General features: G+C 70.7%; 16 protein-coding genes and 4 tRNA genes. 11 read left to right on the top strand and 9 right to left on the bottom strand.

The features are described from left to right. The first annotated feature begins 1 nt into the window (after nucleotide 1). Both FHR32_RS32795 and FHR32_RS32790 read left to right on the top strand, forming a co-directional pair. Complete coding sequence (locus FHR32_RS32795) at nucleotides 2-4210, top strand: glycoside hydrolase family 38 N-terminal domain-containing protein (RefSeq protein ID WP_221466488.1); 4209 nt, start codon at nucleotides 2-4, stop codon at nucleotides 4208-4210. Beyond that, nucleotides 4207-4797 (top strand): DUF7158 domain-containing protein, encoded by a 591-nt coding sequence (locus FHR32_RS32790; protein WP_221466487.1) that lies wholly within the window; start codon nucleotides 4207-4209, stop codon nucleotides 4795-4797. The genes FHR32_RS32795 and FHR32_RS32790 overlap by 4 nt, the downstream gene beginning before the upstream one ends. A gap of 13 nt (nucleotides 4798-4810) precedes the next feature. Here FHR32_RS32790 and FHR32_RS32785 read toward each other — a convergent pair whose 3' ends face one another. From FHR32_RS32785 to FHR32_RS32765, 5 genes are all read right to left on the bottom strand, one after another. Then, entirely contained in the window at nucleotides 4811-5485 is a 675-nt protein-coding gene (locus FHR32_RS32785) for a helix-turn-helix domain-containing protein (RefSeq protein WP_184758371.1), read from the bottom strand. A 286-nt stretch (nucleotides 5486-5771) separates the two neighbouring features. Then, nucleotides 5772-5846, bottom strand: a tRNA-Val gene (locus FHR32_RS32780). Nucleotides 5847-5860: 14 nt separating this feature from the next. After that, nucleotides 5861-5931 (bottom strand) — tRNA-Cys (locus FHR32_RS32775). Nucleotides 5932-5957: 26 nt separating this feature from the next. Next, nucleotides 5958-6029, bottom strand: a tRNA-Gly gene (locus tag FHR32_RS32770). Nucleotides 6030-6068: 39 nt separating this feature from the next. After that, entirely contained in the window at nucleotides 6069-6353 is a 285-nt protein-coding gene (locus FHR32_RS32765; RefSeq protein WP_184758370.1) for a hypothetical protein, read from the bottom strand. Between the two features lie 42 nt (nucleotides 6354-6395). Here FHR32_RS32765 and FHR32_RS32760 point away from each other — a divergent pair, with 42 nt between their 5' ends. Continuing rightward, the gene (locus tag FHR32_RS32760) at nucleotides 6396-7118 is read left to right on the top strand and encodes an ArsR/SmtB family transcription factor (RefSeq protein WP_221466486.1); all 723 of its coding nucleotides are present in this window, start codon (nucleotides 6396-6398) and stop codon (nucleotides 7116-7118) included. A 17-nt stretch (nucleotides 7119-7135) separates the two neighbouring features. Next, a complete protein-coding gene (gene hutH / locus FHR32_RS32755; RefSeq protein ID WP_184758369.1) occupies nucleotides 7136-8683 on the top strand; it encodes a histidine ammonia-lyase in 1548 nt (515 codons plus the stop codon). Here hutH and FHR32_RS32750 read toward each other — a convergent pair. Next, nucleotides 8664-9872 carry an NAD(P)-binding domain-containing protein gene (locus tag FHR32_RS32750; protein ID WP_184758368.1) on the bottom strand — a complete coding sequence of 403 codons (1209 nt, stop codon included), beginning with the start codon at nucleotides 9870-9872 and terminating at the stop codon, nucleotides 8664-8666. The two genes, hutH and FHR32_RS32750, sit on opposite strands and share 20 nt — an antisense overlap. 73 nt (nucleotides 9873-9945) lie before the next feature. On the opposite strand from FHR32_RS32750, the gene FHR32_RS32745 reads away from it, so the two are divergent. From FHR32_RS32745 to FHR32_RS32730, 4 genes are all read left to right on the top strand, one after another. Continuing rightward, nucleotides 9946-10833 carry a LysR family transcriptional regulator gene (locus FHR32_RS32745; protein WP_184758367.1) on the top strand — a complete coding sequence of 296 codons (888 nt, stop codon included), beginning with the start codon at nucleotides 9946-9948 and terminating at the stop codon, nucleotides 10831-10833. A 4-nt stretch (nucleotides 10834-10837) separates the two neighbouring features. After that, the gene (locus tag FHR32_RS32740; RefSeq protein WP_184758366.1) at nucleotides 10838-11860 is read left to right on the top strand and encodes a chorismate-binding protein; all 1023 of its coding nucleotides are present in this window, start codon (nucleotides 10838-10840) and stop codon (nucleotides 11858-11860) included. After that, nucleotides 11857-12687, top strand: a complete 831-nt coding sequence (locus tag FHR32_RS32735) for an aminotransferase class IV (protein ID WP_184758365.1) — start codon at nucleotides 11857-11859, stop codon at nucleotides 12685-12687. Before FHR32_RS32740 ends, FHR32_RS32735 begins: the two co-directional genes overlap by 4 nt. 150 nt (nucleotides 12688-12837) lie before the next feature. Then, entirely contained in the window at nucleotides 12838-13749 is a 912-nt protein-coding gene (locus FHR32_RS32730) for a protein kinase domain-containing protein (protein ID WP_184758364.1), read from the top strand. A 69-nt stretch (nucleotides 13750-13818) separates the two neighbouring features. Here FHR32_RS32730 and tnpA read toward each other — a convergent pair whose 3' ends face one another. Further along, nucleotides 13819-14235 (bottom strand): IS200/IS605 family transposase, encoded by a 417-nt coding sequence (tnpA, locus tag FHR32_RS32725; protein ID WP_246468081.1) that lies wholly within the window; start codon nucleotides 14233-14235, stop codon nucleotides 13819-13821. A 34-nt stretch (nucleotides 14236-14269) separates the two neighbouring features. Between tnpA and FHR32_RS32720 the strand changes: the two genes are divergently transcribed. Further along, on the top strand, nucleotides 14270-15538 hold the full coding sequence (locus FHR32_RS32720; protein WP_312882807.1) for an RNA-guided endonuclease InsQ/TnpB family protein: 1269 nt from the start codon (nucleotides 14270-14272) through the stop codon (nucleotides 15536-15538). Between the two features lie 129 nt (nucleotides 15539-15667). On the opposite strand, the gene FHR32_RS32715 is transcribed toward FHR32_RS32720, so the two are convergent. Beyond that, nucleotides 15668-17047 (bottom strand): LVIVD repeat-containing protein, encoded by a 1380-nt coding sequence (locus tag FHR32_RS32715; RefSeq protein ID WP_221466484.1) that lies wholly within the window; start codon nucleotides 17045-17047, stop codon nucleotides 15668-15670. An 88-nt stretch (nucleotides 17048-17135) separates the two neighbouring features. Between FHR32_RS32715 and FHR32_RS32710 the strand changes: the two genes are divergently transcribed. Then, nucleotides 17136-17723, top strand: a complete 588-nt coding sequence (locus FHR32_RS32710) for a DUF305 domain-containing protein (protein WP_246468079.1) — start codon at nucleotides 17136-17138, stop codon at nucleotides 17721-17723. A gap of 74 nt (nucleotides 17724-17797) precedes the next feature. Here the strand turns inward: FHR32_RS32710 and FHR32_RS32705 are convergent, their stop codons facing one another. After that, nucleotides 17798-18214 carry an SsgA family sporulation/cell division regulator gene (locus tag FHR32_RS32705; protein WP_012892610.1) on the bottom strand — a complete coding sequence of 139 codons (417 nt, stop codon included), beginning with the start codon at nucleotides 18212-18214 and terminating at the stop codon, nucleotides 17798-17800. Between the two features lie 460 nt (nucleotides 18215-18674). On the opposite strand from FHR32_RS32705, the gene FHR32_RS32700 reads away from it, so the two are divergent. Continuing rightward, nucleotides 18675-18746, top strand: a tRNA-Val gene (locus tag FHR32_RS32700). The last annotated feature ends 292 nt before the right edge of the window (nucleotides 18747-19038 follow it).

Below are 19038 nucleotides of genomic sequence, written 5' to 3'. Positions count from 1 at the left end.
CTTGCGCATCTCCAGCATCGAGTCCACCGAACTCTTCGTGGCGTCCGGGCAGGTGGTCCGGGTGCATCTCGACGGTCCGCCCGGTGAGGTCGAGGTCCGGGTGACCGGCCCGGGCGTCGCCGGCGCGAGCCGTACCGGAGCCAGGCCCGCCGAGGTGGGCGTGGCCGTGGACGCCGCACCCGGCACGCGGATCCCGATCCGGGTCACCGCGGGCGAGGCCCTCGCCGACGGCGAGCTGACGGTCGCCGAGCCCGGCTGGACGGTGTGGATGGTGCCGCACTTCCACTACGACCCGGTGTGGTGGAACACCCAGGCGGCCTACACCGCCACCTGGGACGCCTCGGGCGAGGTGGCCCAGCGCTTCCGCGGCGACTACCAGCAGGCCGGCTTCGACCTGATGCGCGCCCACCTGGACACCGCGCGCCGCGATCCCGACTACAGGTTCGTGCTGGCCGAGGTCGACTACCTCAAGCCCTACTGGGACGCCCACCCCCGCGACCGGGCCCACCTGCGCCGGCTCATGAAGGAGGGCCGGGTCGAGCTGATGGGCGGCACCTACAACGAGCCCAGCACCAACCTCACCGGCGCCGAGTCGACGATCCGCAACCTCGTCCACGGCATCGGCTTCCAGCGCGACGTCATGGGCGGCGACCCGGCGACCGCCTGGCAGCTCGACGTCTTCGGGCACGACCCGCAGTTCCCCGGGCTCATCGCCGAGGCGGGCCTGACCTCCAGCTCCTGGGCGCGCGGGCCGTACCACCAGTGGGGGCCGATGCTGACCGGGCGCGACCGGGAGCTGCACGGCTGGGGCGACCCGTCCACGATGCAGTTCCCCGCCGAGTTCGAGTGGCTGTCGCCGTCGGGCAAGGGCGTGCTCACCCACTACATGCCCGCCCACTACAGCGCGGGCTGGTGGATGGACCAGGCCGCCGACCTCGCGGGTGCCGAGGCCGCCGTGTACGAGCTGTTCCTGCTGCTCAAGAAGGTCGCCGCGACCCGCAACCTGCTGCTGCCCGTGGGCACCGACTACACCCCGCCCAACAAGTGGGTCACCGAGATCCACCGTGACTGGAACAGCCGATACCTGTGGCCGAGGTTCGTCTGCGCCCTGCCGAAGGAGTTCTTCGCCGCGGTCCGCGCCGAGCTCGCCGCCCCCTCGCCGCAGACCCGGGACATGAACCCGATCTACACCGGCAAGGACGTCTCCTTCATCGACACCAAACAGGCCCAGCGGTACGCGGAGAACCTGCTTGTCGACGCCGAGAAGTTCGCCACGCTCGCCGCCGTCGCCACCGGTGCCCGCTACCCGCACGCCGCCCTGGACAAGGCGTGGCGGCAGCTGGTGTACGGCGCGCACCACGACGCCATCACCGGCTCGGAGTCCGACCAGGTCTACCTCGACCTGCTCACCGGCTGGCGAGAGGCGTACGACATCGGGGCCCGCGTGCTGGACGCCTCGCTGCGCACGCTGAACGCCGGGACCGACACCCGCGGCGAAGGCGGGGCGGTCGTGGTCTGGAACCCCTCCTCCTGGGAGCGGACCGACCTGGTCCGCCTGCGACTGGAACTGCCGGATCCCGGCTTTCACGGAGTGCGGCTCGCGGACGGGGCACCCGTGCTGCTGGAACACCCCGAGCATCACGACGACGGCAGCCTCAGGTCCGTGGACCTGGTGACCGTGGCGCGGGCCGTGCCGGCCCTGGGACACCTGACGCTCCACGTCCAGCCGACCGCCGAGCCGGTGCCCGGCTGGACGGCGAAGGAAGGGCTGGGCATCACCAACGGCACGCACCACATCGAGGTGGACCCCGCCAGGGGCGGCTGCGTGTCCCGGTTGGCCGACGTGGCGGGCGGCCGGGAGCTGCTGCAACCCGGCCGGGTCGGCAACGAGCTGCTCGTCTATGACGAGTATCCGGCTCACCCGGATTTCCACGAGGGGCCGTGGCATCTGATCCCCAGAGGGACCGTCACGGGCTCGGCGGCACAGCCGGCCACGTCGATCACGGTGGAGACCTGCGCGCTCGGCGAGCGGATCACGGTGACCGGCCGGGTGGGACCCGTCTCCCACACCCAGCAGCTCACCCTGTGGCGGGGCCTGGACCGGATCGACTGCACCACGCACATCGACGAGTTCGACGGCACCGACCAGCTCGTGCGGGTGCGCTGGCCCGCAGCGGTCCCCGGCGCGCTGCCGGTGAGCGAGGTCGCCGCCGCCGTGGTGGGCAGGGGATTCGGGCTCATCGACGTGGACACGGCCGAACATCCCTGGACCCTCGACAACCCCGCCGGCACCTGGTTCGCCCTGTCGTCCACCGCCCGTGTCGTCTTCCGCGACGGAGACGGTGCCCGGTTCGGAGCGCGGGCGATCGGCATCGCCGAGATCATCGCCCCCGGGTCCGGGAGCCGGACAGGCGAGTCCGCCGCCGGCGACGCGGGCACCGCACCCCGAGAGCCGGCCGCCGCCACCGCGGACGTGGAGCTGCGGGAGCTGGCCGTCGCGCTGGTCCGCAAGGGGGTGACCTCGACCTGCTCGACCGGCCCAGGTCCCCGCTACGGTGACCTCGCCGTGGACTCCAACCTGCCGGACGTGCGCATCGCCCTCGGCGCGCCGGAGGACAACCCGTTCGTCGCGGCGGTCCTCGCCGCCGCCGACGCGCGCTACACCGAGCTGCTCCGTACCGGGCTCGCGGAGACCGGCCGCGCCCGGATCTGGGTACCCGCGGCCGAACCGCTGGAGAAGGTGTGGGTGCCGGGCGCGGATCTGACGGGGCCCCGGTCGCTGCCCGTCCTCGTCGTGGCGGGGGAGGGGGCGGCGCGGGAGCTCGCGGCCGACCTGGAGGACGCGGTCGTCGAGATGATCCAGCCGCCGGCGCTGACCGCGCTCACCGAGCCGGACCTGGACGACTACACCATCGGGCTGATCAACCGGGGCATCCCCGGTTTCGCGGTCGACGCGGGCGGCTCCCTGCACCTGTCGCTGATGCGCTCGTGCACCGGCTGGCCCTCGGGCGTCTGGATCGACCCGCCCCGCCGTACCGCACCGGACGGATCGAACTTCCAGGTGCAGCACTGGAGCCACTCCTTCGACTACTCGCTGGTGACCTCACCGGGTGACTGGCGGCAGGCCGGACTGGTGGCGCGCGGCCACGACGTCAACCATCCCCTGGTCGCGCTCGCGTCTCCCCGGCACGGGGGACGGCCGTCCGGGTCCCTGCTGGAGGTGGAGCCCGCCGGGCAGGTCGTGCTCGCCGCGCTCAAGGTGGCGGGCAACCCGCTCGCCTCGGGCCAGGACCCGGCGGCGTCCGACGGCGTCACCGTCCGGCTGTACGAGGCGACCGGCCATCCGGTGACCGCCCGCCTGCGCACCGCCCTTCCGCTGCGCGACGCCCGGCGGTCGGATCTGCTGGAACGGCCCCTCGCCCCGGTGGACCTCCAGGCGGTGCCGCTCACCGGCATGGAGATCGTCACCCTCACCGCCGGGACGCCCGAGCCGATCGGCGCCGAAGCCGCCGCCGAGCCGCACCAGCCCGTTCACACGCGTTACTGGCTCCACAACACCGGCCCCGCCCCGACCGGTAACCTGCCGGTGTCGGTCCACCTGTCGCGGACCGACACCGCCGACCCGGCCGGACTGGCCGTGACCGTCGCCTCCAGTCTCACCCGGCAGGAGGTCTCCGGCCTTCTCACCCTCATCCCGCCGGAGGGCTGGAGCTGTGATCCCTCCGAGCACCCCTACGTGCTCGCGCCCGGTGGCCACATCGAGGTCCCGGTGGCACTGGAGGTCCCGGCGGGAGCGGAGCCCGGGGCGTACTGGCTGCGCGCCCGCACCTCTCACGGAGGGCAGGTCTTCGAGGACGTGACCCGGGTGCACGTGGGCGGCGTCCACGAGGTGGGCCTGGACGTCACACTGCGGACGCCCTCGGTACGGCTCGCACCCGGTGGATCGGGCCTGGTGGAAGTACGGCTCGGCTCCTCCGCCCGGACGGAGGTGTCGGCGCAGGCGCAGCTGATCAGCCCCTGGCAGACGTTCGAGCTGTTCCCCGAGTGGAACACCGGGACCACCGTGCCCGCGCGGGGAGTGGCCGACCTGCGCTTTGCCGTGCGGGTGCCGCGGGGGACCCGGCCCGGACGGTGGTGGGCGGTGGTCAAGGTGGCCTGCGCGGGATGGCTGCACTACACCGAGACGGTCGAGATCGAGGTGCTGCCGTGACCGGCGGCTCCGCAGGCCACGGACCGGCCGTCGCCGCGCACGTCGGTGAGCGGGCCATCACGGTGGCCGAGGTGGACACGCGGGAGGCGGCGCTGCGGGCCGGGCCGCTCGCCGCTCTGCTGCCCCGGCCGTGGAGCGCCGAGGGGCGCAACCTGCGCCGCTGGCTGGTCCAGATGCTGGTCGCCGAGGCGCTGATCGAGGGTGAGGCCGCCCTGCGCGGACTCACGGCGCCCACCGTGGGGCCCGCGGGCCGCCTGACCCTGCCCGCCGCGCTCAGGACGGGCGGTGTCGCCGCCGCCGTGCTCGCGGCGACACCCCTGGCCGGGGTCGTACGGCAGGCGGTGACCATGGAGGTGCGCGTGCCGGAGGAGGAGATCCGCGCCTACTACGACCGCAACGGCGACCTGTTCCCCGGCGAGCCGTACGAGAGGGCCAGGGGGCCGATCGCGGAGGAGCTGACCGAGGTCGCGGCCGACCGGGTGTTCGCGCTGTGGCTGGAACGTCGTCACGCGGATCTGGTCCGCCTGCGGCCCGGCTTCGAGCACCCGGCCGACCCCGGCCACGCGGACGCCACGCACCGCCACTGAGACCGGTTGAGGACTATTCCGGGCTGTGGTGAATGCGGCGGCCGGTGATCTCGGCGGGGGCGATGCGGATGGAGAGCTCCCGTTCACCACCCGCCCACGGCTCGACGTCCGCGCTCGCCGCCACCGCCCGCTCCTCCTCGGAGAGGTGGTGGGCGGCGCCCCGGACGAGCACGCTCCAGCCCTGCCTGTTGGGATCGTCGGTGTGGTCGACCTCAAAGGCGATCTTGAACTCGACCCCTCTGACGCCGGTGCGCAGATTCTCGTCAAGCGGTCCTCCGAAGGCCGTGCGCAGCAGCACCGCCCCATGGTGGATCACGTAGTTGACCGGTAGCACCACCGGCCCGGCGGGGTCGGTGAAGCCCACCCGCCCCACTCCACCCGGAGAGATCAGCCGCATGCACTCGTCGGCGTCCAGCTTCTCCAGCCACGGCTGCGCACCCGCGGGACCGCGCTCCTGGGGCATGTCCACGGTGCCGCCGAGCAGTTCCTCGCTGCTGGTGCCCAGGGCCGCGGCGAGCTGGTTGACGGTGCTCGCGCCCGGGGAGGCGGCGCTCTCCTCCAGGTAGCCGAGGTAGCCGGGATCGATCCTGGCCCGTTCGGCCAGCTGCTCCCTGGTCATGCCGAGGGACTTACGGTGATACATGATCCGGCGCCCCAGATCCCCCGGAGCCGAGATGTGTTCGGTCATGGAATTCCCTTGCTCGCGGACCCGAGATGGCGCCGCCACGGAAGACCCGGCATGACGCCCATGGTCGTGGGAGCCGCTGCCCCGGATCCGGGGCGCGCTCAGGACGGCGGATCCGGATCCCGCTCCCGCACACTTCCGTACCCGGCCGATCGGCAGATCACTCCGGTCGGCCGACCCATGATCGGCACGGCTGCCTCCGGATCGAATCCGGCCGGCCGTAGCTCCTTGAGCCCTGCTCCCGTCCGCCGACGGAGCCGGCCCGGTCTGTGCGGACGAACATGAGCGGTGGTGGACGATACAGGGATTGAACCTGTGACCTCTTCCGTGTCAGGGAAGCGCTCTCCCGCTGAGCTAATCGTCCTTGCCGAACACGAGAGGTGGAGACGGGATTTGAACCCGTGTACACGGCTTTGCAGGCCGTTGCCTCGCCTCTCGGCCACTCCACCGGAGTGAGGGCTCTGGGGGCCCTTCGAGCGGAAGACGGGATTCGAACCCGCGACCCTCACCTTGGCAAGGTGATGCTCTACCACTGAGCCACTTCCGCGCGTGCTTCCGGGCTCGGCCCGGCCTCACGCCTAGAACTCTAGCGAATACTCGCCGACTCCCCAAACCGGAGCGTCCCGACCTGCTCGGCGTACCAGTCGATCCCGGCCACGTGCTCGGCGATCTGCCGCAGGGTCCAGTTCGGCTCCCGGGGGAGGTCCCACGTCTCGGGGCCGGCCACCGCGTAGCGGTGCACGTAGGACTGGCCGAGACGGGTCCAGCGGGCTCGCGCCTCGGAGAGGTCGAGTTCGGTGAAGCGGGACCGGTCGGCGTCCAGGGTCACCATCCGGCCGTGCCATTCGCCGGACAGGGGGGTGTTCGACATGCTTCGATCCTCGGCGAAGGATATTTGGGCTAGCGTCGAAGCATGGTTGCCGAATACATCGCCGCCGATGCCGGCATCGCCCCCGTCGCGGGGCTCATCGCAGATCCGACCCGGGCCGCCATGCTGACCGTCCTGCTGGACGGCCGCGCGCTGGCCGCGGGGGAGCTGGCCAGGCTGGCCGGGGTGAGCCCGGCCACCGCCAGCGCCCATCTGGCCAGGCTCCTGGACGGCGGGATGGTGACCGTCACGGCCGCGGGCCGGCACCGCTACTACCGGCTCGCGGGCCCGGAGGTGGCGGAGGTGCTGGAGGCCCTGGCCGGACTCGGCAGGCGCCCGGCGGTACGGTCCCTGCGCCAGTCCCGCCAGGCGCGGCAGCTGCGGGAGGCCCGCACCTGTTACGACCACCTCGCTGGACGGGCGGGCGTGGACCTGCTCACCGCGCTCCTCTCGGCCGGATACCTGGTCGGGCAGGACGCCTTCGAGGTGACCCCCGCCGGGGAGGCCGGTCTGGAGGAGCTCGGGGTGAACGTGGACACCGTCAGAGGCGCGCGGCGAAGGTTCGCCCCCGCGTGCCTGGACTGGACCGAGCGCCGCTCGCACCTGGGCGGAGCCCTCGGCGCCGCGCTGACCAGCGCTCTTCTCGACCGGGGCTGGTATCGCCGCGGCACGGCGCGACGGCTGCTGGAGGTCACCGAACCGGGCAGGGCAGGCATGGCGGCGATCTCTGCCTGTAAGGGGCTAACATCACATACGCCAGTTACCTAGTGCGAGAGAGTGACACCATGCGCGACAACGAGGTCGTGAACATCGGGCCGGAGCCGCTGAGCTTCGAGGATGTCGTCAAGGTCGCCCGGCACGGCGCCCCAGTACGTCTCACCGACGACGCGGTGGCGGCCATGGCCGCGGCCCGCACCCGCGTGGACGAGCTCGCCGAGAGCCCCACCCCCGCCTACGGGGTGTCGACCGGGTTCGGGGCCCTGGCCACCCGGCACATCGACCCCTCGCTCCGCGCCCAGCTCCAGCGCTCCCTGGTCCGCTCGCACGCCGCCGGCTCCGGTCCCGAGGTGGAGACCGAGGTCACCCGGGCACTGATGCTGCTGCGCCTGCACACCCTGGCGACCGGCCACACCGGCGTGCGCCCGAAGACCGCGAAAGTCCTCCAGGACATGCTCAACGCCCGGATCACCCCCGTGGTGCACGAGTACGGCAGCCTCGGCTGCTCCGGCGACCTCGCGCCGCTCTCCCACGTCGCTCTCACGATCATGGGAGAGGGCGTCGTCCGCGACGCCTCCGGAGAGCGCGTGGACGCCGCCGAGGCGCTGAAGCGGGCCGGCATCGAGCCCGTCGAGCTCGCCGCCAAGGAGGGCCTCGCGCTCATCAACGGCACCGACGGCATGCTCGGCATGCTGATCCTGGCCATGGACGATCTCTGCCGCCTGTTCAGGACGGCCGACATCAGCGCGGCGATGAGCGTGGAGGCGCTGCTCGGCACCGACCGCGTCTTCGCCGCCGACCTGCAGGCCCTGCGCCCGCACCCGGGCCAGGCCGCCAGCGCCGCCAACCTCCGCGCCCTCCTGGCGGGCTCGCAGATCATGGACTCCCACCGGGACGGCACCTGCACCCGGGTCCAGGACGCCTACTCGCTGCGCTGCGCCCCGCAGGTCGCCGGGGCCGCCCGCGACACCCTCGCGCACGCCGCCACGGTCGCCGCGCGGGAACTCGCCTCCGCGATCGACAACCCGGTGGTCCTCGCCGACGGCCGCGTGGAGTCCAACGGCAACTTCCACGGCGCCCCCGTCGGCTACGTGCTCGACTTCCTGGCCATCGCGGTCGCGGACGTGGCGAGCATCTCCGAGCGCCGTACCGACCGCATGCTCGACGTGGCCCGCAGCCACGGCCTGCCCGCCTTCCTCGCCGACGACCCCGGCGTGGACTCCGGGCACATGATCGCCCAGTACACCCAGGCCGCGATCGTCTCCGAGCTCAAGCGTCTGGCCGTGCCCGCGAGCGTGGACTCCATCCCGAGCTCCGCCATGCAGGAGGACCACGTCTCGATGGGCTGGTCGGCCGCCCGCAAGCTACGCCGCTCGGTGGACGGCCTCACCCGGGTGCTCGCGGTGGAGATCCTCACCGCGGCGCGGGCGCTCGACCTGCGGGCGCCGCACCGGCCGGCCCCCGCGACCGCGGCCGTGGTCGCCTCCCTGCGTCAGGCGGTCCCCGGCCCCGGCCCCGACCGTTTCCTCGCCCCGGAGATCGAGGCGGTGGTCCGGCTCGTCGCCGACGATGTGATCGTCGCCGCCGCCGAGTCGGTCACCGGGCCGCTGGGATAGCGGCGATCACCTCCACCTCGATCAGCAGCCCCGGCTGGAACAGCCGTGACACCTCCACGGTCGTGCTGGCCGGAGGCTCGCCGGTGATGTGACGCCGCCGGACGGCCCCGTACTCCGGCAGCAGCGACATGTCGGTGAGATGCGTCCGGATGTGGGTCACGTCGTCGAACGTGCACCCCTGGTCGGCGAGGACGCGCGCCAGCATCTCCATCACGTACTCCGACTGGCGCGTCATGTCCCCCTCGCCGACCACCTGCCCGTCGGCGTCCAGCGCCACCTGCCCGGAGACGAACAACAGGTCCCCGGCCCTGGTCGCATGGGAGTAGTAGCCGTTGGTCGCCGGGACCGAGGCAGGGTTCAGCTTCTCCACGCCCGTGCGGCGGGCCGCGCCCACGTGTCCGAAGACGGCCGTCAGATCCTCGCCGCCCAGCCCGGCGGACGCCGCGTCCAGAAGCCTGTCCCTGGCCGCCGCCGCGAGCGTCTGCGTCGCGTGCGACGCCAGCACCAGATCCTTGGCCGCCAGACTGAGGGCGTAGCGCGTCTCGGGCGGCCCGTTCTCGACGGCCGGGCGGACCCGCTCGACGAGCGTCCCCAGCGGGGTGCCGCCGAGCACGTCCAGCAGCGCGGCCCTGTCCACACCGGTCGCCTCGCCGTACGCCAGGGTCTCGGCGATCAGCACCTGGGCGGGCACCAGGGCGCTCATCACCGCCAGCTTCATCGCGGCTCCCGAGCCCGGCCCGCCCACCTGCCGGACCTGTCCCAACACCTCCAGCACCTCCCGGCAGCGCGCCAGATCCTCCGGAAGGCCACCGGCCAGGACCGTCAGCGTGCCGTCCCGCGCGGGCTGGACGCTGCCCAGCACCGGTGCGTCCACCAGCCCCACCTGCGAGGGGAGCCGGTCGCGTAGCTCGGCCACCGCCTCGGGCCCGATCGTCGACATCTCCACGACCAGCGCCCCCGGCCGCAGACCGGGCGCCGCGTCGGCGAGCACCCGCTTCACCACGGCGGGGTCGCTGAGCATGGTGATGACCAGTTCCGCCTCCGCCACGGCCTCGGCGGGGGACGCCGCGCTGAAGGCGCCCTCGACCGTGCGCGGGGTGCGGTTCCACACCGTCACCTTGTGCCCGGCCTCCACGAGTCGCCGGGCCATGAGGACACCCATGTGTCCCAGACCAAGGAAGGAAATCATGTGATCCACGCTAGGAGAGGACACGACATTCCACCAGCGACTAGATTGCATATAAGCCATGTATGGGAGGAATGTGTTCGACACCGACGCGCTCCGTCTGCTGGACGCGGTGGCCCGCACCGGCTCCTTCACCGGGGCCGCGGCCCAGCTCAACTACACCCAGTCCGCTGTCTCCCGGCGCATCGCCTCCCTCGAACAGCAGGCGGGCGGCCCGCTGTTCGACCGGCTTCCGAGAGGAGTACGGCTGACGCCGGCAGGTGAGACGCTCCATCAGCACGCACGGGTCGTGCTGAACCGGCTGGCCAGAGCGGAGGAGGACCTGGCCGGCATCCACGGCGGCTATCTCGGGCGCCTGCGCGTCGGGGCGTTCGCCACCGCCAACGTCTCACTGGTTCCCGGCGCTCTGCGGGCCTTCCGGCGGGAGTTCCCCGAGGTCGAGCTCACCCCGGTCGAGGCGCCCAGCGGTGGCCTGCTGCGCCGGATGCGCGAGGGCGTCCTGGACGTCGCGGTGGTCAGCGACTACCCGGCCGGACTGCCGTACGACGAGGGAGTGGAGATCATCCCGCTGCTGGAGGACGAGTTGCTGGTCGCGCTGCCCCGCGACCACCGGCTGGCCGGACAGGAGATCGTCGACCTGCGCGAGCTGCGGGAGGAGGCCTGGATCGAGGCGCCACCGCCCGGACCGGCGACCATGCTCCAGGCGGTCTGCGCCCGTGCCGGGTTCACGCCGCGGACCACGGTCAGGATCGCCGAGTGGACGGGCAAGTTCGGGTTCGTCGCGGCCGGGCTCGGCATCACGCTGGTGCCCACCCTCGCCGCGCACGCCGTGCCGCCCGATCTGGTGCTCCGCTCTCTCGGCGACCTGGCCCCGCGCCGGGCCGTCTCGGCCGCGCTGCCCGGCTCTCCGTTGCCCGCTGCCCGCACGCTGGTGCGCCTGCTGTCCGAGGCGGCGGGACAATAGCGGAGTGGACGACTCATTTGCGCATGCAGGGGGGCGTCTGGCCACCCGGCTCCGCGACGTCACCACCGACCTGGCCGCGCTCGACGGCGAGGGCTGGTGGGCCGTCGTGGTCGACTACGAGGGCAAGGTCACCTGCGCGCGGTTCGACGAGGTCCGGCCCGCGCCGCTGCCGGTGCCCCGCGGCCCCTGGCGCGGGCCGCACCCGTCGTCATGGCGCAGCTCGCTGGACCGGGCCGCCTACGAGGACGGTGTGCGCCGCATCCGCGCTTACATCGAACGGGGCGAGGTCTACCAGGCCAACCTGTGCCGGGTGCTCACCGCGCCGCTGCCCGGGGAGGCGGACCCGCTGGCGCTGGCCGTACGGCTGGCCGAGGGCAACCCGGCCCCCTACGCCGCCACGGTGAGCTTGCCCGGTATGAGCGTGGTGTCGGCCTCGCCCGAGCTCTACCTGGCCAGGGAGGGCGACGTGATCGAGTCCAGGCCGATCAAGGGGACCGGGGTGACCGAGCGGGACCTGCTGGAGAAGGACTACGCGGAGAACGTGATGATCGTCGACCTGGTCCGCAACGACCTGGGCCGGGTCGCCGCCGTCGGCTCGGTGAGCGTGCCCGCGCTGTGCGCCGTGGAGGAGCATCCCGGCCTGGTGCATCTGGTCTCCACGGTCCGTGCCCGGCTCGCACCGGAATTCGGCTGGCCGGATCTGTTCTCGGCGACCTTTCCTCCCGGCTCGGTGACCGGCGCCCCGAAATCTTCTGCTCTGCGCATCATCAATGAACTCGAACCCGAGCCGCGCGGGCCGTACTGTGGAACCGTGGGCTGGGTCGACGCAGACCGGCGCCGAGCGTCGCTGGCTGTGGGCATCCGGACGTTCTGGCTCTCATCCGGCGAGATCCGCTTCGGCACGGGTGCGGGCATAACCTGGGGCAGCGATCCGGAACGCGAGTGGCGCGAGACCGAGTTGAAGGCCTCCCGGCTCGTCGCGCTCGCTTCCACGTCAGGTTCAGCAGGTTCAGGAGGAGTCACATGAACGTGCCCGTATGGGTTAACGGGGAACTCATCACCCCGGAGCAGGCCACCGTCTCGGTGTTCGACCATGGGCTGATGGTCGGAGACGGCGTCTTCGAGACCATCAAATGCGTGAACGGCGCCTCGTTCGCGCTCACCCGCCATCTCGACCGGCTCCGGCTCTCGGCCCAGCGTATGGATCTGCCCGAACCGGACGTCGACGCGATCGCCGCGGGCATCCACGCCTGCCTGGCCGAGGCGCCCCCGTGGCAGCTCGGCCGGATCCGCGTCACCTACACCAGCGGCCCCGGCCCGCTCGGCTCCGACCGCGGAGACCAGGGCTGCACCGCCGTGGTGATCGTCGACGAGCAGAAGCCGTTCCCGGCCACCGCGGACGTCACCGTCGTGCCCTGGCCGCGCAACGAGCGCGGCGCGCTCGCCGGGGTGAAGAGCACCTCCTACGGCGACAACGCCAAGGCCCTCTTCTACGCCAAGGCCAGGGGCGGCGGCGAGGCGATCTTCGAGAACCTCGCCGGAAACCTCTGCGAGGGCACCGGCAGCAACATCTTCATCGTGCGGGACGGCCGTCTGCTCACCCCCACGCTGTCCTCCGGCTGCCTGGCCGGGGTCACCCGGGCGCTGACGCTGGAGTGGTGCGGCGCCTCCGAGGAGGATGTCCCGCTGTCGGCCCTCTACGAGGCGGAGGAGGCGTTCCTGACCTCCACCACCCGCGACATCCAGCCGATCCGTGCGGTCGACCAGACCGTGCTGCCGGCCGCGCCCGGCCCGATCACCGCCAAGGCGATGCGGGTCTTCGCCGAGCGCGGTGCGGCCGATCTCGACCCGTGACGATGTAGCTCCGGGGTTCTGCACACGGTGTGGGAGCCGTACGGAACCCCGGAGCCGACCGCGGCCCAAGGGGTGCGTTGCCGGTGTATTCCCTGAAGAAATGTCCTTCGCTAGGCTTCCCGGAAATGATCAAAAGGGCTGCGAGGCGATGTGGATCCGTTACGGCAGGGGGACCCCGAGCGGATCGGGGGATACCGCATCGTCGGCCGTCTGGGGGAGGGCGGCCAGGGCGTGGTCTACCTGGCGGAGACGGAGGCCGGTGACCGGGTCGCGGTCAAGGTGGTGCACGGACGCCTGGCGGACGGCCCTTCCTTCGCCCGGGAGCTGGCCGCCGCCCGCCAGGTGGCGGAGTTCTGCACGGTCAGGATTCTCGACGCGGACCTGGAGGCCGTCCCGCCGTACATCGTCAGCGAGTACATCGACGGGCCGTCCCTGCAGCAGGTGGTCGAATCGCACGGTCCACGCCATGGCGCGGTGCTGCACCGGCTGGCGATCGGCACGATCACCGCCCTCGCGGCGATCCATCGGGCCGGTGTGATCCACCGTGACTTCAAGCCCGATAACGTTTCGCCCTCTCGGCCCGCGACCGACCCCGAGGCGCCGCTGCCTGCTCCGAGCACGCCCGTGGAGCTGGTGTCCGCGATCGACGCCTCCCTGGCGATCTCACCTGAGGCGACGTTCTCCTACGCCGGTGGGTACACCCAGAGTGACATCTACCTGGAGGCGAGCGGCCGCATCGTCCATCATGGAACCGGCCCGGACCGGATCCGGACCGACTTCGACATGCGGATGAGCAAAGCCCCGACCGCCACGGGCAGCCGCGTCGTGGTGGTGGACGAGAAATACTATGTCGTGGGCAGGAAAACGTACCTCTACAAGGAGGTCGACGACCGGGGTGAGCTGCCCGGCCACCTGCTCTCCGGCTGGTACGCCACGCATATCGTCGCGACCGGTTCGGTGAAGACGATCCTGGAACTGGTGGCGGCCTCCCGCCAGGTCCGGCGGGTGAAACGGGTCTACCCGGTTTCGTCCGTAGTGCTGCGGCCTTCGGGCCGGGGGTGAAGCGGACTGTCCCGCGTAGCGGGGCAAGAACAGCCGATTCGCCGCCAGGCGAATCGGCGTCCACCCCGATCAGACCGGCCGTTTCTGCTGCTCGATGTACTGCTTGAGCACGGTCAGGGGTGTCCCGCGAACCGACCCGGCGAAGTAGGAGCCGGACCAGAAATGCCCGCCCCACAGGTACGTGCGGACGTGGGCGCTGAACTCCTTGCACAGCATCCGCGCCGAGACCCCCTTCAGCGAGTTGACCAGCTTGGACAGGGCGACCTTGGGTGGGTAGCGGACCAGCGGGTGGACGTGGTCGTCCTCGCCGCCGAACTCGCGAAGTTCGACCTCGAAGTCGGCACAGACCTCCCGCATGATCTGTCCGCATCGGACCGGCATCGGGTCAGCGAAGGCCCCCTCCGGTACCTGGTGACGAACACCAAATGGGCGTGGAGGTGATAGACGACGTGCCGTCCGGTGTACACATCGGGGTTCGGTTTCCATCTCGGTGACATAAACCAAATGATACGATCAGGGTGTGGAGAAGGTGAAGCAGACGCGGGCGCATGTGGCCCGCCTGGAGTTGAGCACAGCCCAGGTGGCGGTGCTGGACGGCCAGGCGCACACCGCCCGCACGCTGTGGAACCTGCTACACGAGTACTTCACCTTCCGCCAAGGCCGGTTCGCGACGTTGAAGGAGTGCGACACCGCGATCCGGGCGGCTCGTCATGAGATCGACTGGATAGGCCAACTGCCCGCCCAGGCGGCTCAGGCCGTGCTGAAGACCTACCGGCAGGCGTGGGCGAACTTCTTCAACCCTGATCACCCCGCTAAACGCCCGACGTTCAAGGCCCGGTTCGGTTCCCGACCGGCCGTCGATGTGCCTCAGGCTCGCGACCTGCAGATCAAGCGAATCAACCGGCGGTGGGGTGCGGTCAACCTGCCCAAGGTCGGGCGGGTGCGGTTTCGGTGGACCAAGGACCTGCCCGGCGTCACCAAGGGCGGCCCGACCGGGCGGGTCACCGGAGCCCGGCTGGTCAAGGACGCCTTCGGCTGGCAGATCGTGTTCCGGACCGAGACCATGACCGCTCCGGTCATGGAGACCCATCCCGGTCCAGCCGTGGGGATCGACCGGGGGATCACCGTCGCCTTGGCATTGTCGGACCAGACCACGCGTGAGCACGGCCCCTGGCTCACCGGCGGTGAGCGTGAACACCTGCGCCGCCTGGAGAAGAAATCCGCCCGCCAGCGCGCTGCCCGTACCCCCGGACAGCGGACCTCTCATCGGCTGACCCGCACCTATGACCAGATAGCCAGGCTCCGCGCGACAGCCAAGCGCCGAGCCGTTAACTGGCAGCACCAGACCACCACCGAACTCGCTGACACCTTCAGCGTGATCGTGGTGGAGGATCTGAAGATCGCGAACATGGTCCGCTCTGCCAAGGGCACGATCGAACAACCCGGCCGGAACGTGACGCAGAAGGCAGGGCTGAACCGCGCCATCACCGGCGAGGCGTGGGGCCGCACGGTCGCCTTGCTGGAGTACAAAACCCGTGATCGCGGCGGGCTGGTGGTGAAGGTCCCCGCCCCGGGCACGTCACAGACCTGCCACCAGTGCGGGCACCGCGACGCGGCCTCCCGTGACGGCACCCGGTTCTCCTGCGCCAACCCCGCGTGTGGGTGGGTCGGCCACGCCGACACCAACGCCGCGATCAACATTCGCAACGCCGCAGGAACTGCGGTGTCAGGACGCGGAGACCTCGGGGCTGCCCGGTCTGCGAGGCGTCAACCCCCGCGCGCCGCTTAACCGCGACGCGACGGGAGAATCTCCGGCCCCCAGGCCAGGGAGGAGTTCAAGAGTCGGTTTTCACCACGACCTACCGGGGTTGGAGGAGTGGCGAGGAGATCCTGGTGCCCCGGTGAGATCGCGGGCCGCTCAGTAGGACATCTGGGTCTGAGCGTTCAGTTCCTTCAGCGTGACCTGTTTGGCCGGATCGGTCAGCGGATCGTCGATCCGGAGCACGTCCAGGCCCTTGGTGATGTCGCTGGAGTAGATGTAGCCGTTGTAGTAGTAGGCCGACCACGAGCCGCCGATCCCGTCGACGGGGCCGCGCTCGAAGAAGCCGATCTCCCGGGGGCCGGCCGCGTCGGTGAAGTCCCAGATCGACACCCCGCCCTGGTACCAGGACTGGACCATGATGTCCTTGCCCGGGACCGGCAGGAGTGACCCGTTGTGCGCGACGCAGTTCTCGTCGGGCTGCTGCTCCCTCGGAATCTTGAAGTAGCCGCGGAGCGTGAGCGTGCGGTCCTTGGCGAGGTCGTACACGGCGTCCGCCCCGTGGTTCTCCGGCGTGTCGCCGTCGCAGGTGGCGCTGACCCCGCCGCCCAGCTCGTCGCCGAAGACCACCTTGGTCGCCGCGTTGTTGAACGTCGCCGAGTGCCAGATCGAGAAGTTCTTCTCGTCGCGCACCCGCTGGAGCACCCGGGGGTTCAGCCGGTCGGAGATGTCCAGCAGGAGCCCGTCACCGAAGCAGGCGGCGGCGGCCAGGTCCTTCTCCGGATAGGCCGTGATGTCGTGACAGCCGCCGGGGCGCTCCCGGTCCTCTGTCCCGGAGATCTCCGGCATCGACACCACCTTGGCCGCCGCCGGATCCTTGACGGGCACCTTCACCACGGAGAGCTTGTTGTGCGGAGCGGGGCAGGTCGTCGAGCCGGGCTCCGGACCGGGCGAGGAGATGTAGAGGTAGACCTCCTCCCCGTCCTTGCCGGGGACGAGGGTGTGGGTGTGGGAACCGCACTCGGTGCGGACCGCCGAGACGAAGGTGGGGTGGGCCTTGTCGGTGATGTCGAAGATCCGGATGCCCTCCCAGCCCGTGGCCGAGCCGTGCTGCCCCTTCCCGCTGTCACACGCCGGGCCGCCGCGCGGTGAGTCGATGGACAGGAACAGCAGGTTCCCGCTCACCGAGACGTCGTTCTGCTCCCCGGGGCAGAGCACCCTGCTGACCACGGCGGGCTTGGTGGGGTCGGACACGTCGAACACACTGAAGCCGTCGTAGTTGCCGACGAAGGCGTGATCACCCTGGAAGGCCAGGTCGGTGCCCCAGGCCTGGGGGCCGTCGAGAGGCGCCTGCGGCGGCACGTTGGCGACATGCGTGACGTTGGCACTGTGCATGACGCCCTCGGACGCCGTCGCGGCGATCGAGGTCGGCGCCCCCGCCGGGGAGGGGGCGGACCGCGGCGCCGCAGGGGCGGGATCGGCGCCGCACCCGGCCGCCAGAAGCAGCACGGCCAGTCCGGATGCCACAGTCAATCGCAAGGTGACCTCATCACGTCGGGGGTCTTACCTCATTATTGAAGGTATGCCGGAGATGCGTTGGCCGTATGCGGTTATTGTCATGATCTCGATGGCAGCGGGACTCGTCGGCTGCGGCGCGGCGAGTCAAGGGGAGCGGACACCGCTGGTCGCGGGCACCGGGGCACCGGTGATCCTCCCGGGTGGCCCGGGAGAGCCAGGCCGTACGGCGAGCCCGGGTGAGGGGCTCGGCACGTCCGAGGCCCGGGTGACGGCGGCCGATGTGCGGTTCGCCGAGGGCATGATCCCGCACCACCGGCAGGCACTGGAGATGGCGGCGCTGGTCGCGCCCCGGTCGTCGTCGGCGGCCCTGCGGACGATCGGCGGGCGGATCACGGCGGCGCAACGGCCCGAGATCGCCGCCATGACGTCATGGCTGGAATCGGTGGGCAGACCGCAGGCGGGGCATGGCGACCACACGGTCACCCTGGGGCAGATGAACCGGCTCCGGGCGGCCAGGGGAGCGGTGTTCGACGAGCTCTTCCTGACCTTGATGATCGCTCACCACGAGACGGCGATGACTATGGCCGGGCAGGAGCTTCGCGAGGGCACGGACCGGACCATGCTGGCCGTCGCCCAGGACGTCCTGTCCGGGCAGGGCGTCGAGATCGCCCGGATGCGGAGGCTGCTCGGGGGATAGCGGCGCCCGGACACCCGGACCCGGCCGGCGGGATGTCCGGCGGGCGGCGGGTCCCCCCGGCCGCCCGCCCGGGGTCAGGAGCTCCAGAGCATGTTGCTGAGCTCGGCGTCGAGGTCCATGAAGTCGGTCTCACGACCGGCCGGGACCAGTTCGTACGTCCGGTGCAGGAACTCCGTGAGCGGAGCCAGAGGCACCTCGAACAGGGCCTGTCCGAACGGTGACGTGAGACTGATGTGCAGGGTGCGTTCGCCGTCGGCGCGCGCGGGCCACACTTGGACGTCTCCGTCGCCGACACGTCGCACGATGCCGACTGTCAGCAGTTCGCGGGCAAAGATCCACTCGACCGGTTCGTCGTTCCCCACATGGAAGGCCATTCTGATCGCGTAAGGATCATCGGCCGTGTAGCTGAGTCCGGCGAGCAGGGGGACGGTGGTACGGTCGGGGACCACAAGCCGAAGGCCAAGCTCGGCAGAGACGGTGGCGCTGTTCATCGTCAGCCAAACCTTTTTCGTCGTCGGTCCCCTCTTCGGGGCTTTCACTGCTCTGACGGACTTTGTCCCGAGCTATGACGCGGAACAAAGAAACCTGTAGGAAAGATTCCGCCCTCAGGCCCTTCTGTAACACACATCACAGCGCGACATTTGGGCATCTACCTGGCTAAACATCACCAACGGGGCCTTATTTACAAGGGTTTTGCGTATCGTTTTGGTCACCGTCGACTCCCCTCTGGGGGCGTCTCAGGGCATAGGGGTCCAGCTTGGGTAGTTCGGTGCTTCTGCGGATCAGGACGATGCTATGACACCGTAGCCCCCCGCCGGACGCATCCCCAGACCTTTGCTCCATGACCGTGTCGCCTCTCCATGATCATCTCTGTTGCAGGTGTCGCTTCGCCAGAGGTCTCGGATTGCGGTATGGTTTTCCACGTCGGCACCGCGAGGAGCCGGACAGGGCGGGCGATTAGCTCAGCGGGAGAGCGCTTCGTTCACACCGAAGAGGTCACTGGTTCGATCCCAGTATCGCCCACAGCAGTAAGACGCAGGTGAGAGCCCGGTGGACTACACAGTTCGCCGGGTTTTTCGCTCTCCTGTCATCGTTCCCAGGCGACAAGATCATCACAACTGTTTCCCGGTCCAGGTCGTGTCAAGTCCGGCCGTCCGGAAGGTGACCTTCCTTTGCCGAGGTCACGTGGGCACCCTGAAGTCGATCCCCATGCTCGGGTGTTTCGCCTTCTAGGCCGGGCGCAAAAACTAGAATGGAGTTCGGTAGCGATGCGGATCGGACTGCTGCTCGCCAGAGCGGGAGTCACCGACTTCGT

The organism is Streptosporangium album (assembly GCF_014203795.1).
Lineage (GTDB): Bacteria > Actinomycetota > Actinomycetes > Streptosporangiales > Streptosporangiaceae > Streptosporangium > Streptosporangium album.
Note: the sequence above shows the minus strand (reverse complement) of the source record. Positions and strands in the feature narration are given on the sequence as shown.

What these genes read in the sequence shown, in the direction of transcription:
- hutH (WP_184758369.1), top strand. Translation starts at nt 7,136, where the DNA reads ATGCGCGACAACGAGGTCGTGAACATCGGGCCGGAGCCGCTGAGCTTC.
- FHR32_RS32735 (WP_184758365.1), top strand. Translation starts at nt 11,857, where the DNA reads ATGAACGTGCCCGTATGGGTTAACGGGGAACTCATCACCCCGGAGCAG.
- FHR32_RS32705 (WP_012892610.1), bottom strand. Translation starts at nt 18,214, where the DNA reads ATGAACAGCGCCACCGTCTCTGCCGAGCTTGGCCTTCGGCTTGTGGTC.
- FHR32_RS32750 (WP_184758368.1), bottom strand. Translation starts at nt 9,872, where the DNA reads ATGATTTCCTTCCTTGGTCTGGGACACATGGGTGTCCTCATGGCCCGG.
- tnpA (WP_246468081.1), bottom strand. Translation starts at nt 14,235, where the DNA reads ATGGAAACCGAACCCCGATGTGTACACCGGACGGCACGTCGTCTATCA.
- FHR32_RS32765 (WP_184758370.1), bottom strand. Translation starts at nt 6,353, where the DNA reads ATGTCGAACACCCCCCTGTCCGGCGAATGGCACGGCCGGATGGTGACC.
- FHR32_RS32710 (WP_246468079.1), top strand. Translation starts at nt 17,136, where the DNA reads ATGGCAGCGGGACTCGTCGGCTGCGGCGCGGCGAGTCAAGGGGAGCGG.
- FHR32_RS32760 (WP_221466486.1), top strand. Translation starts at nt 6,396, where the DNA reads ATGGTTGCCGAATACATCGCCGCCGATGCCGGCATCGCCCCCGTCGCG.
- FHR32_RS32785 (WP_184758371.1), bottom strand. Translation starts at nt 5,485, where the DNA reads ATGACCGAACACATCTCGGCTCCGGGGGATCTGGGGCGCCGGATCATG.